Source organism: Pseudomonas sp. MF6755, assembly GCF_016405635.1.
Classification (GTDB): Bacteria; Pseudomonadota; Gammaproteobacteria; order Pseudomonadales; family Pseudomonadaceae; genus Aquipseudomonas; species Aquipseudomonas haemolytica.
The window spans coordinates 217,856-230,971 of sequence record NZ_JAEKDA010000003.1 but is presented as its reverse complement, the minus strand read 5'-3'; the positions used below and the strand labels follow the sequence as shown (position 1 = coordinate 230,971).

Genomic DNA, 13,116 nt, shown 5'->3' with positions numbered 1-13,116 from the left:
TCTTTAGCCGGCGGCTCGTTTGGATGTTTTCCCGGATTGCCAGGCTGTCAGTTGGGTTTCGGCAATCACCTCATCGATCAAGGCATCAATCATGCGGTTGTCGTGATGGTGGGGCGTGGTGATCAGGTGGGCCGTATTGCCGGAGGTGGCCAGGCAGTATTTCTTCACAATTTGCTCTGAAGGGCAGGGGAACACCACAGTGATGGAGTTTTTGTTGCGCCAGGCATCGATCCCCGCAGCCTGGAAGCGGTCGACCGAGTATTGCGCGGCCTCCAGGCTGCGCCTGATCCGGTGGCGCCAATCGGCCAGTGACTGGCTGCGCAGCGCCGCCCACATCATCAGCGGGGTATGGCCATTGCGCGAGCCGCTGATGGTCTTGTCGTGAGCCAGGATGTAGTCCACCTCCACCGAGATACGCGCGACGTTCTTGCGTTTGGCCACGACGATTCCGCAGGGAATGGGCGAGCCAATCATCTTGTGGCCGGAGACGCAGATGGAGTCGATCCCGTCGGCGAACGAGAAGGGTTGCGGGTGTTCGACGAAGGGCAGGATCATCCCACTCAGCGCGGCGTCGGCGTGCAGGTAGTAATCGTGACGGGCAATGCCCGCCTGTTGCAGGCGTTGTTGGATAATCGCGATGTTATCGATTGCGCCCCGCAGGGTGGTGCCGATATTGGCGAAGATGATCGGGTGGCGTTCCTGGTCGGTGGCTATTTTGGCCATCAGGTCGTTGTAGTCGATTTCGCCATTGGGCAGGGACTCGACTGCACGGCATTTGATGCGCAGCAATTTGACGATTTTCGCCACGGAGTAATGGGTGTCTTTGGAGTAGTACAGGGTGCCGTCCGGGAACAGTTCGCGGGCCAGGTAGCAGCCGAACATGTTGCCTTCGGTGCCACCGTTGGTGACGTAGCCCCAGCTGTCTTCGAGTGCGATGTTGAACAGCTCGGAGAAGTAGGTCATGACGTCCTTCTCAAAGTCGAACGAGTTCAGCAGGTAGTTGCTGTACTCGTTCCAGTCCCCGCAGTTGTTGATCGAAAACTGCAGGAAGCGATGCAGATGCGAATAGTCGAAGTCGGCGGATTCGGGGTAGCCGATATTGAAATATTGGTTCGTCACGCAGTGCTGCCAGAAGCTCTCAAGCTTGCGTTGGTCGGCAGTGGACAAGGTCATTTTCAACTCCTTTTTAAATTGACTGGGCGAAGCCGCTCGGTCAGGCGGCTTTCTGCCGTGTGTCTACCAGCGACCACCAACTGGCGAGCGTGGGTGAGTCGGCCAGCTCTTCGAAGCTGACGGCGATGCCACGCTCTTTGAGTTCGGCGGCGAGTTTCATCACTTGTAGGGAGTCGAGACCATAGAAAATCAGGTTTTCTTCCGGGTCCAGGTCTTCGCAGTCTTCGACCAGTTGCAGCACGCGGGTTTGCAACCAGGTGCGCGTGGTTTCCGCTGCCAGGAGCTGGCGCAGGTGCTTCTTGTCGATCTTGCCCACGGCCGTCAGCGGCATGGTTTCGATGAGCCGGATGCGGTCCGGCAGCTTGTATTCGGCGATGCCCAGTTCCATCAAGTGGCGGCGCAGCGTGGGCGGTTTCAGGTTGGGGTTGCGCGACACGACGAAGGCGCAGCTCTTCTCCCCCAGGCGGTCGTCGGGCATGGCCACCAGCCCGGCGTGGGTCACGTCTGGGTGCATGACGATGAGGTTTTCGATTTCCTCCGAGGCAACTTTTTCACCGCCACGGTTGATCTGGTCCTTCACCCTGCCGACCACGCGCAAATCGCCGGTTGGCGTGAGCTGGACGAGATCGCCGGAGTAGTAGTAACCCTCATTGTCGAATGCCTGGGCGTTCTGCTCGGGGCTGCGGTAGTAGCCGCAGAAGGTATAAGGGCCACGGGTGGCGAGCATGCCGGGCTGACCGTCGGCGACGGGGATGCCTTGTTCGTCGACGATTTTGATTTCGTCGCCAGGGCTGATGGGCCGGCCTTGGGTGGTGAAGATCTGTTCGTCGGAATCGTCCAGGCGGGTGTAGTTGATCAACCCCTCAGCCATGCCGAACACCTGTTGCAGCTTGCAGCCGAGTACGCCGGGAACCTGGTGGGCCAGCGAGTCGGCAAAGCAGGCGCCACCGACCTGGAGGAATTCCAGGGAGTGCAACTGTTCCCGATGTTCCGGCGCTGCCTGCAACCACAACGCGACGGCACTGGGCACCAGGGCCACTGTATTCACTTCATGACGCTGGATGAGCGCAAAGCAAGTCAGCGGCTCCGGGCTGGGGGCCATGATGACAGCGCCGCCGGCATACAGGACGCCCAGTGCGCCGGGTGAGCTGAGCAGGAAGTTATGCGCTGCGGGCAGGGCGCACAGAAAGCGCGTCTGTGCGGTGAGCTCGCAGACTTGCGCACTCGCCCGGGCGTTGTAGTGATAGTCGTTATGCGTGCGTGGGATAAGTTTGGGCGTGCCCGTGCTGCCGCCCGACAGTTGGAACAACGCCACTTCACCGGGCTCGGTGGGGGAGAAGTTCGCGGCGCGCCGGCCTGAGGTTTCAATCCACTCAGCGAGATTGTTTTCGTGACGTGATTCACCCAGCAGCAAGGTGATTTCAGGGTTGGTACCGACCTCCTTGAAGTCGGCAATATAGCTGTCGTTGCGGAACACTTCATGCTCGCGGGAGGCGATCAGCAGCCGTGGCACGATCTGTTTGGCGTAGCTCTTGAGCTCCAGTTTTCGGTGGCTGTAGAGCGCGTTGAGGGGCGCGATCCCGGCCTTGAGCAGGGCGAACAGGACAATGTAGAACTCTGCGATGTTGGGCAGTTGCACCAGGGCAGTGTCGCCTTTGCCCAGCCCGCTGGCAGCCAACCGTGTGGCCAGGTTGGAGGAGAGTTGGTCCAGCTCGGCGTAGCTGAAGCGGCGCTCGCCGCAAACGATCGCCAGTGCGTGGGGTTGCGACTGGCTGCGGGTCTGGAGAATGTGGGTCAGCGGTTTGTCGATCCAGTAGCCCTCGTCCCGATAGCGTTGCGCTCTGTCCAGGGGCCAGTGGTTAAATTCAATAGTCATAGTGTTCACACGTCAGAAAATTCGAGTTAGTGGGCCAATCCACAGGCGCGCAACATGGTGCCGAGTTTGGTCTGGACTTCTGTCCATTCGGCGTCGGGGTTGGACGCTTCGACAATGCCGGCGCCGGCGAACAGGCGAACGCTGTTGCGCTTGACGGTGCCGCAACGGATCGTCACGACCCATTCGCCATTGCCCTGGGCATCGCACCAGCCGACCGTGCCGGTGAACAGGCCGCGCTCGAAGGGCTCGACGAAGCGGATCAGGCGTCGCGCACGCTCAGTGGGAAAACCGCAGACGGCGGGCGTCGGGTGCAGGCGGCAGGCAAGCTGCAAGGCCGACACGCTGGGGTCGGCCAACGTGCCTTCGATGCGTGTGGAGAGGTGCCAGAGTGCAGGCGTGCTGATGAGGGAGGGGCGCCGTGGCACGTGCAGTTGGGTGCACAGCTCGCCGAGTTGGCTGACGATGTCCTGCGTCACAAAACCGTGTTCGTAATGATCCTTTTCCGAGGCTGACAGCCAGTCGGCGTTGCGGCGGTCGGCTTGCGGGTCGGCCATGCGCTTGGCCGATCCTGCCAGCGGGTTGGACAGGAAACTCAGGCCTTCCTTGCGCACCAGCAACTCGGGGCTGACGCCGATCAGCGTAGAACCATCGTGCATCGGCACACGGAAGTGATAGCCGCTGGGGTTCTGCGCCCGCAGGTTGGTTTGCATGGCATTCACGTCCACATCCTGGGCGAAGACCAATTCGCGCTGCACAGACAGCACAGCCTTGCGCACGTCGCTTAGGCGGAAGTTGACGATGGCGTGTTCCACCGCGCGCTTGAAGGCGTGCTCGTCCGGGATATTTTTCTGTTCGATGAGTTCAGGCAATGTGGCCGTGTTGATGGGGGCGAGGGTGTTGCGGGGTTGCCAGTGCGCGTGCTCGGGGATGTAGAGGCAAGAGGCTTCGCAGGGATCGAAGGGGATTGCACCGACGATAACAGGGTTGCTCTGGCCGGCCTTGCGCGCTCGCTTGAAGGCCTGCGCAATGGTCTTTTGAAACAGGCTATTGGCGTCATCGCCGCCGATGGCCGGTGTTTCGATTCTCTGCAGAATCCCGGTGACAGCTAGTTCGCGGTCGCCGGAAGTGAATGAAAAATTTCGTTTTTCATCAAAGATTTGCTCCTCATTTATCTCGTTCGTTCTAAGGGTGCCCGTTCTCATTTTGGGGAAAGCCTCCGTGGCCAGTGAGTCAAAAAATTAAATGTTGAAATATAATCATTATCGTTTCTAATAGAGGACGCTAATCATTTAGACTTGTCAATCATATGAGTGAGCCATGAGAGAGTTAACTTCAATGCAAGCCGCCTGTTGGATCGGGCGCACTGCTCATGCGTCTTTAGGGAGAGTTTCGGCTCATCTGTATGCCGAGTTCGATGGCCTCGCCATTGATCTTGAGCGGCTGCGCAAAGCACTAGCACGGGTCTGCCTGCTGCACCCTATGCTGCGGGTCAGAGTGAATGCCGAAGGACTGCAATCCATTGCCGCGCCAGACGCGTCACCGCCGCTTGAGGTCGAAGACCTGCGTGCGCTGACCGAGCAGGAAGTGACGCAGCATTTGCTGTCCAAGCGTGAACAATGGACCCACCAGCAGTTGGACCTGAGCCAGGAGGGCGGGGCCCGATTTTCCGTGAGCCTGTTGGCAGACGATGCGTTCCGCCTGCATGTCGATACCGACATGATCGCCATCGACCCATCGAGTTTCCGCACGCTGGTAGAGGACCTCGCACAGTTCTACGAGGACCCCGAAGGCGCCGCGCTGCCTACGCCGTCTTTCTTCGATTGGTACGACAAGGCGCGCACCGACCCGTCACTGAAAATGGCCCGCGAGCGCGACCGTCTCTGGTGGCGTGATCGGCTGGCGGACGTCGCTCCCGCGCCGACGTTGCCGTTTCTCGCCGTGCAGCCGGATCAAGCGCGAAGTCATCGTCTCAGTACATGGCTGGGTCCCGACGAGCGCCACGCGCTGCAGCAGGTAGCCCGTGAGCGAAGAATCACCCTGTCCACCTTAATGATGGGGCTGTTTGCAACGACCCTTGGTACGCACACCGGCGACCGCGTCTTTCGCCTCAACGTCCCGACGTTCTGGCGCCCGCCGCTGGTTGATGATGTGGAGCGTGTGATCGGCGATTTTGCCAACGTATTGATGCTCGACGTGGATATCGCGGCCGCCCGCAGCCCGGCCATGCTATGTACGCAACTGGCGGGCAAGATGGTCGAACTGCTCGAACATTGCGCCTATCCCGGGGTGAACCTGATGCGCGACCTGTCCCGCCACCATGGCACGCCGCAACTGGCACCGGTGGTGTTTACGGCGGCGCTGGACATGCCCGGTGGCGATCTTCTTTCAGCGCGCGTGCGGCGTGTGTTCGGGCCGATGAACTGGGTTATTTCCCAGGGGCCGCAAGTGGCACTCGATGCGCAGATCGCCTGCGCTGACGGCGGCATTCTGATCAATTGGGACATCCGTCTGGATGCGCTGCCGCAGGCCTGGGTGTCGGACCTGTTCGAACGTTTCGTGGCCATCGTGCGCGAGGTCGCGGTATGCGCCTCGGTGCTGGATCAACCCTTGCGTCAGGAGGTTGTCGAGCAGCCATTGACCTCGCTTCAGCAAGCTTATCTGCTGGGACGCAGCGCGCAGATGCCACTCGGTGGCGTGGCCATGCAAGAGTTTCGCGAGTACCGCGGCGCCATGGACCCTGCGCTGCTGCGCGGACGTTTGGCCGAGAGGGTGCAGCGTCACCCCAGCCTGCGGACACGCATCGATGCGCAGAGGCTCGTGCAGCGTGTCAGTGAGGTGGGGGAGTTGAACCTGGATGAACTCGATCTCACCGACAGGTCGCCGGAAGATGCGCTGGAGCACATTGCAGCATTGCGCGAGGCATATGCGCACGGGCTGTTCGAGCTCGACCGTTCGCCCTGGAACGTCACGCTGTTCAAGCTGCCGCAAGACCAGTTACACGTCTTTGTACGCGTGGATGCGTTGATCCTCGATGGGCGCTCAATCGCCAGGCTGATGGTCGAACTGTTCGACGGTGCAACAGACGAAGAGCCCGTCGCAGAGAGTGCGCCCGAGCCGCAAGAGCTCACTGACCAACGCAAGGCGGACGCCGTTTACTGGAAAGCCAAACTCGCCGCCGTCAGCGGTGCGCCACGCTTGCCATGGACCACACCGCTGGACCAGGTGGGTGCTTCGCGTTATGAGCGACAGAGCCTGCTGGTGCCAAAGCCAGCGTTCAGCGCGTTCTGCAAACTGGGCGCGCGGCAACGACTGTTCAAGAACTCCACCCTGATGGCGCTGGTGCTGGAAGTGCTGTCCCATTGGGTCGATGAGGGCGATTTGTGTGTCGCGGTACCTGTTGCGCCGCAAACCACAGGTGCATTCGCCAACCGTTCAAGCTTTATCGCGATCAATTGGAGCACCGAGTCAGGCGGTTTTGCGCAGCGGGCCACCCAGCTGCAAGTGGACGTGCTGGAAGGGCTGCAGCATCTGGCATTTTCCGGTGTGGACCTTGCGCGGTTGCTGTTTGAATCCCATGGCCCGGGCCCGGTGCTGCCGGTGGTGATCACCAACGGGTTTTCCTGGCCGGTCACGTCGCTGGACAGCCCCATGAGCCTGTGTGGCGGGCTGACCCAAACGCCTCAAGTGGCGATGGATATCCGCTTCTCGGCCAACGCCGAAGGGGCTTTGGTGTTCGACATCGATTACGCACGGGAGGTGATGGACGCTGCGATGGTCAGCGATATCTTGAGTGCGCTCGAAAAGGCCATCAACCTTGTCACTGCAAGCGCAGTGTTCGCTCTGGATACCTCGACGATTATCGACAGCCGCCACTACCGGTTGAACAGCCCGGCCAGTGATGCGTCGCGAACGGGTTTTCTCGAACGAATCGCGAGCCACATCTTTGATCCCGCAAACACCCGAACCGCCCTCATCGCCGGGGACCAGTACCTCACGTATGCCGAACTCGGCGACGCTGTAGGCAGGGTCATTGCGGCCTTGAAAATGCGCGGATTGTCTCGCGGCCAGGTGGTTGCGATCTGCCTGCCGCGTAGCCCGCAGCACACGCTAGTGACCCTGGCCTGCGCCTTGACCGGCCTGATCTGGGTGCCGATTGATGCCTCGGCACCTGGTGAACGACGGCAGTACCTGTTGGAAAACTGTCGACCCGACCTGGTGGTGATGACTCAAGGCGAGCCGGTCGAACATCCCTTCGCCACACCGGACGAACTTCTGGCAGGGCCGGCAGTGCCCGCACCCGCGCTGGATGACCTGTCGTTGAGCGAAGCACCGGCGTATTACCTCTATACCTCGGGCACCACCGGCAAGCCCAAGTGCGTGGTGCTGAGCAACCGCGCCACGGCCAACGTGATCGGCAGCACCCTCGAACACTGGGCCGTGACCGAGCGTGATGTGTTTATGTCCGTGACGCCGCTGCACCATGACATGTCGGTGTTCGACGTGTTGGGCTGCCTGACGGCAGGGGCGACACTGGTGCTTCCGGAGCCCGGCGAAGACAAGGATGCCGTGCGCTGGAACCAGTTGATCGTCCGGCATCAGGTGACACTGTGGTGCTCGGTGCCGGCGATCCTGGAGATGCTGCTGTCTTGTCGCGCGACACATGATTTGAAGAGCCTGCGCCTGATTGCCCAGGGCGGTGACTACATCAAACCCGGCGTGGTTGCCGAGTTGCGCGAGTTGCTGCCGTCGTCACGTCTGATTTCCCTGGGCGGGCCGACGGAAACCACGATCTGGAGCATCTGGCACGACATCTCGGCGCACGACCGTGCGCTGATCCCTTATGGAAGACCGTTGCCCGGTAACCGCTACTTCGTTCTCGACCCTCAGGGCGCGCATTGCCCTGTGGGCGTGGTCGGCCGAATCCACACCGCCGGCGTCAACCTCGCGCTGGGTTACCTGGAAAACGGCGCGCTGGCCCAGAGCGAGTTCGTGACAGTGCTCAATGAGGACGGTCAGCCCGTTCGTGCCTTCCGCACCGGCGACTGCGGGCGCTACCGCCGCGACGGCACCCTGATCTTCGACAGTCGAGTCAACGGCTATGTGAAGGTGCGTGGTGTGCGCGTATCGCTGCCGGATATCGAGATCGAGCTGATCAATCACTCCGGGGTCCGGCACGTGCTGGTGGTCGATGTTGGCGAGCAGCGCCAGGGCGAGGTCGGTATTGGTGCGCTATATGTCGCGCAGCCGGACGCTGCCGAGCTGACGACCGCCGCGTTGCGTAACTACGCCCGTCAGCATCTGCCGCAGTCCCACGTACCGACGCGGTTCCTGAGAGTGGATGCGTTGCCGCTGTCGCAAAACGGCAAGCCGGATCGCCAACGGGCGCGCAACCTGCTCAGCGCAACAGCCAATGACGCCGCCGAACCTTGCGCGACCCCGCGCAACAAGGTGCTGGATATTTACCTGAGCGTACTGGGTCGGCCGCTGGAAGACGGCGCCAATGACCGGGTGGACTTCATCAGCCTGGGCTTGCGTCCCCAGCATTTGAAGGCTATTTCGGCGCGGGTGCGCGAAGACTTTTCGGTCGCACTGTCGCCCGGGCAACTCTTGCGTTGCCGCAACGCACAAGACGTTGAACGCCTGCTCATGGCCGAGGGCGCCTGAGCCGGTAGCGGAATTTGTTATGAGCGCAGTGGCCGTCCGAAAGCCGTGCCACTGCCAACCAGTACCTATGGAGATGGATGGGATGATGGATACACCACATGTTGATATTGCCGGAGTCGGCATCGGGCCCTTCAATCTGGGGTTGGCTGCGTTACTGTCCAGGCATCCTGGCGTGACAAGTATTTTCCTCGACCGCAAAGCAGAGTTTCGCTGGCACGAAGGGCTTCTGTTGCCCGGTACCACGCTGCAGGTTCCGTTTCTGGCGGACCTTGTGACGATGGCCGACCCCACACACCCACTGAGTTATTTGAACTACCTGCATCAGCAGGATCGCCTCTACCCGTTTTATTACTACGAAAACTTCCAGGTGCCTCGCCGCGAATATGACCATTACTGCCGCTGGGCGTCGCAACAACTCCCCGACTGCCACTTCGGTGAAGACATCTGTGAGGTGAGTTATGACGCCAGCGTCGACCGGTTCCTCATCGAGAGCCAGTCGGTGTCGGGCTTCAAACGTCATTACTACAGCCGCGACTTGGCCATTGGCATAGGCACCGTGCCGTTGTTGCCGAAGTGGGCGCAGGTGAAGAGCACAGCGCCGGTGATGCATTCGGCGGAGTTCGGTAAACGGCAGGCGCAACTGGCGCAGTGTCAGCGGGTCACGGTGATCGGGTCCGGCCAAAGTGCGGCGGAGTGCGTGCTGGCGCTGTTCAACGAATTGACCCCGGAACGCATCGCGGCGGGCGCTTCGATTCGCTGGGTTACCCGTTCGCCGGGCTTTCATCCCATGGAGTATTCAAAGCTTGGGCAGGAGTGCTTTACGCCGTCCTACATGGAGTACTTCCACAGCATTCCCCGCGAGCGCCGTCGAGACATCGTGGCGGGGCAGGGCTTGCTGTACAAGGGCATCAGTTTCTCGACCATTGCCGACATCTACGACCTGATCTACGAGCGTTCGATTGGCGGCAGTGACCCGGGCCTGACGCTGCTTTCCAATTGCGAGGTGGAAACCGTGGAGGATATCGACGGCACGCTGCGCATTGCCTACCGGCACCGCGAACTGGACCAGGTCAGCACCTTCGAAGCCGATGCGATTGTGGCGGCCACGGGGTACGGGCATGTCTGGCCGCAGTGGTTTGAGCGGCTGAAGGGCAGTGTGCTGGAGACCGATGAGTACGGTGACTGCATCGTCGAGGAGGATTTTACGGCGCGTCGTTGCGATGCAGGCGCGGGCCGCATTTTTGTGCAGAACGCGGAAATCTTCCAGCATGGCGTGGGTTCACCGGACCTGGGAATTTCCGCCATTCGCAATGCGACGATTGCCAACCAGTTGCTGGGCCAGCCGCACTACCGCTTGCCCAAGCGCTCGTCGTTCCAGCGCTACGGGATGCATGAAGGGTAGACGTTGAAATGCCGGGTCTTGTTAACAAGACCCGGCTGGAGGGTTATACGCGGATGTGATCGATCACGATGCCGGCGGCATCGGGCGTGGTGAACAGCGTGAACACCTGATCAATCGTCGCGCTCAGACGCGCCATCTGTTCGGCGCTGTAGCGGTCTGACAGGTAGGTAATCACCAGGCGCAACGCGCGTTTGCCATCAATCATGTTTTCCATGATCTCGAACTGAATCCCGAACATCGACTGGCTCTTGTCCGGGTCAATCTGGCGGTAGCGGATCGTCTTGGCGTCGGGGGTTTGCAGGGCCCCGTTCAAGGCATTGTTGGCGTGGATCTGGATGTACACGTCAAACAGCAAGCCATCGGCGGGCGTCATGCCCAGGGCATGTTGAATCAGTTCCAGTGGCACGTCGGCATAGGCCATGGAGTCGTTGATCAAGTGGGTGACGTTTTCCACCAGGGCGCCAATGGCTTGCCGGGGATCGAACTGCACCCGATGTGCGACCATCGTGGTGAAGTAGCCCACCGTCTCGTAGAAACCGGGGTCGGTACGGCCGGAGGCCGAGGTGCCGATCACCAGGTCTTTCAAGTCAGCCAGCTTGTGCAGGGACAACGCAATGGCGGTATAGACCACACCGAACAAAGACGAATTGTTCTGCCTGGCGAAGGTATAGAGGTTATCGGTGAGCGTCTGGTCCGGCTTGATCTCAAACCACTGGGCTTTCGATGATACCGTAATGGGCGCGCTCGCCTGGGAGCCAGGGGAGGGCAGCGTCAAGCCACGGGTGGCATGGCGCAACATACTCGTCCAATAGTCGAGATGGTGTTGATTGATGCCGGTGGCCTGCTCGCGCAACGCAAACTCATGGAATGAGCGTGCGGGTGTTGCCCAGGTGGGTGCCTTGTCGGCGGCGCGGGCGAGGTAGGCTTGTGCCAGCTCTTCCATCATGACGTTGAGCGACCACTCATCAATGGCCATGTGATGGACCAGCAGTGACAGGGTCTGGCGCTGGCGTTGTACGTCGTAAATGAAGCGAACCCTCAGGGGCAGTTCGCGGGACAGGTCGAATTGATAAGTGGCCTCGCTTTCCAGCGTCGTCCGCAGGCTTTCATGGCTGGACCAGAACCACTTGTAGTCCGACAGTTGTGCGATAGGCACGATCTGCTGGTAAGCCTCATCGCCCTCAAAGTGGAAGGTGGTGCGCAGGCTCGCGTGGCGCTTGAGCAGGTCGCTGAAGGCCTGCTCGAACAGCGCCTCGTCCACACCATCGAGAAAGTCCAGGGCAAACGGCAGGTTGAAAATCGTCCCGAACTCATAGGCCACATAGGCTCGGCCGAGGGACGCCTGGGCGAGGGCGAAGGGTGCTTTTTGCACGTCTTGCGGCACGTTCCGGGCAGCCGTTGCCCCATCGTTCTGCGTGATGACGTTGGCCCGTGATGCCAGGGCCGCTGCAGTCGGAGCACTGAAGAAGTCATTGAACTGGACTTCAATGCCGTGGTTGCTCAACAGCTTGCCGATGATGCGGGTCGCCAGCAGGGAATGGCCGCCGAAATCAAAAAAGTCGTCCGTCAGTTGCATGTCGGGCTCGGCCAGTGCGCCACGGAATTCGCCAAGAATAATGGCCTCGACGTCATGGTTGGCCGTCGTCGGCGGGGCGCTGACGGTAGGTGCACTGATAGTGCCATCCGCTTGGTGCTGCAACCACGGTGTATCGCTGGCCGAGTGACCGACATAAGCGTTCAGCACCCCGCGATACAGATCGATGACCTGGCAAGTCTGGTCGAGGATCTGGTGCACCACGAACGCCAGGATCACGTGTTGTCCGGTTTGAATAATCAGCACCTTGAGCGGTGGCTGAGTTTGCGCATCCCAAGGCGCCGCCTGCTGCGCGAGCAATTGCTCGGTGGCGTCGGTCTCGGAGTTTGAGCGAATGAGTTCAACGCAGGATTGCCAGTCAATGGCGTGAACTTTGTCCACTTCACCGTCGTCGTTGAACTGATAGCGCGCGTTCAGATCAGGCAAGGATTCGACAACAGTCTTGATCGCCCGCTCAAGCTTTGGAACATCGATATCCGCGTCGAGTTGCCAGGCGCTGAAGTGTTTGAGCATGCGTTCGGGATATTGCTGCTGCAAGAGCCAGATATGCTCTTCGTAACGTGTGGCAGATAGTTTCGAAAACGTATCTGGATTGGGTTCCATCATGGAAATTTCCCGCCTTATCAAACTGAACAGTCAGAAGTAGAGATGGCACCGAGTGCCGACAGACCCATCCGGAGTCTGGGGTAACGCCCGGGATTCCGGGCACAAAAAGAGGGGCAGGCACGTTGCATTGCAGGGGCTCTATGAACGCCGTATGATTCAAATAATAATCATACCTATTCGCATTAGTCAAAATCTGATCGCGAATATCAGCGTCTCAGGAGAGGTGAAGTGGACAACGGAGCGTTCGCGTTTAAGCAGCAATTTGAAAGGCTGTATATCGACCATCACAGTTGGCTGTGCAGGCTGTTGCGCCGCAAGCTGGGCAACCCGGTCGATGCTGCGGACCTCGCCCACGACGTCTATCTCAACCTCATCAAAAAAGGCCGCTTGCCCTCGATCGAAGACTCGCGCTGTCACTTGACCCAAATCGCCAAGGGCATGGTGATCGACCTCTATCGCCGCCGTCGCCTTGAAACGTGCCACCTCGAAGGGCTCAAGCTGCAGGCCGAGCCGTTGGCGCCGTCTGAAGAAGTGCGCGCCCTGGTCACCGAAACCCTGACCCAGATCGATCGCGCGCTGCACCGCAAACCCGTCAAGACCCGCCAGGCACTGCTGCTGTGCAAGCTGCATGGCATGGGCCATCGCGACATTGCCACCGAGTTGAAGGTGTCGGTGTCTTCCGTCGAAAAGTATATCGCCAGTGGGCTGCGGGCCTGCTCCCCGTTTGTCTCCGGGCCCTGACCCCTCACCGATAAATGAACGTTTCGATTGAGGATTTTGCGTTGCTGTCCGGAAGACAAG

7 protein-coding genes are annotated in these 13,116 nt (G+C 60.3%); 3 read left to right on the top strand and 4 right to left on the bottom strand.

The annotated features are described in order from the left end of the window. Nucleotides 1–3 precede the first annotated feature (3 nt). The 3 genes from JFT66_RS05150 to JFT66_RS05140 are packed head-to-tail and all read right to left on the bottom strand — an operon-like array spanning nucleotide 4 to nucleotide 4,251. Nucleotides 4–1,173 (bottom strand): histidine decarboxylase, encoded by a 1,170-nt coding sequence (locus JFT66_RS05150; RefSeq protein WP_153872031.1) that lies wholly within the window; start codon nucleotides 1,171–1,173, stop codon nucleotides 4–6. A gap of 40 nt (nucleotides 1,174–1,213) precedes the next feature. Continuing rightward, nucleotides 1,214–3,049 carry a (2,3-dihydroxybenzoyl)adenylate synthase gene (locus JFT66_RS05145; RefSeq protein ID WP_153839833.1) on the bottom strand — a complete coding sequence of 612 codons (1,836 nt, stop codon included), beginning with the start codon at nucleotides 3,047–3,049 and terminating at the stop codon, nucleotides 1,214–1,216. A 26-nt stretch (nucleotides 3,050–3,075) separates the two neighbouring features. Beyond that, on the bottom strand, nucleotides 3,076–4,251 hold the full coding sequence (locus JFT66_RS05140; protein WP_198858903.1) for an isochorismate synthase: 1,176 nt from the start codon (nucleotides 4,249–4,251) through the stop codon (nucleotides 3,076–3,078). 115 nt (nucleotides 4,252–4,366) lie between these two features. Between JFT66_RS05140 and JFT66_RS05135 the strand changes: the two genes are divergently transcribed. Next, nucleotides 4,367–8,713, top strand: a complete 4,347-nt coding sequence (locus tag JFT66_RS05135; RefSeq protein ID WP_198858902.1) for an amino acid adenylation domain-containing protein — start codon at nucleotides 4,367–4,369, stop codon at nucleotides 8,711–8,713. An 85-nt stretch (nucleotides 8,714–8,798) separates the two neighbouring features. Next, complete coding sequence (basC, locus tag JFT66_RS05130; RefSeq protein WP_034119546.1) at nucleotides 8,799–10,115, top strand: putative histamine N-monooxygenase; 1,317 nt, start codon at nucleotides 8,799–8,801, stop codon at nucleotides 10,113–10,115. A gap of 43 nt (nucleotides 10,116–10,158) precedes the next feature. Here the strand turns inward: basC and JFT66_RS05125 are convergent, their stop codons facing one another. Then, nucleotides 10,159–12,315, bottom strand: a complete 2,157-nt coding sequence (locus JFT66_RS05125) for a condensation domain-containing protein (protein ID WP_198858901.1) — start codon at nucleotides 12,313–12,315, stop codon at nucleotides 10,159–10,161. 228 nt (nucleotides 12,316–12,543) lie between these two features. On the opposite strand from JFT66_RS05125, the gene JFT66_RS05120 reads away from it, so the two are divergent. Then, complete coding sequence (locus JFT66_RS05120; RefSeq protein WP_034119507.1) at nucleotides 12,544–13,056, top strand: sigma-70 family RNA polymerase sigma factor; 513 nt, start codon at nucleotides 12,544–12,546, stop codon at nucleotides 13,054–13,056. The last annotated feature ends 60 nt before the right edge of the window (nucleotides 13,057–13,116 follow it).

Coding starts and splice junctions, on each gene's coding strand:
- basC (WP_034119546.1), top strand. CDS start 8,799: ATGGATACACCACATGTTGATATTGCCGGAGTCGGCATCGGGCCCTTC.
- JFT66_RS05150 (WP_153872031.1), bottom strand. CDS start 1,173: ATGACCTTGTCCACTGCCGACCAACGCAAGCTTGAGAGCTTCTGGCAG.
- JFT66_RS05140 (WP_198858903.1), bottom strand. CDS start 4,251: ATGAGAACGGGCACCCTTAGAACGAACGAGATAAATGAGGAGCAAATC.
- JFT66_RS05135 (WP_198858902.1), top strand. CDS start 4,367: ATGAGAGAGTTAACTTCAATGCAAGCCGCCTGTTGGATCGGGCGCACT.
- JFT66_RS05125 (WP_198858901.1), bottom strand. CDS start 12,315: ATGATGGAACCCAATCCAGATACGTTTTCGAAACTATCTGCCACACGT.
- JFT66_RS05145 (WP_153839833.1), bottom strand. CDS start 3,049: ATGACTATTGAATTTAACCACTGGCCCCTGGACAGAGCGCAACGCTAT.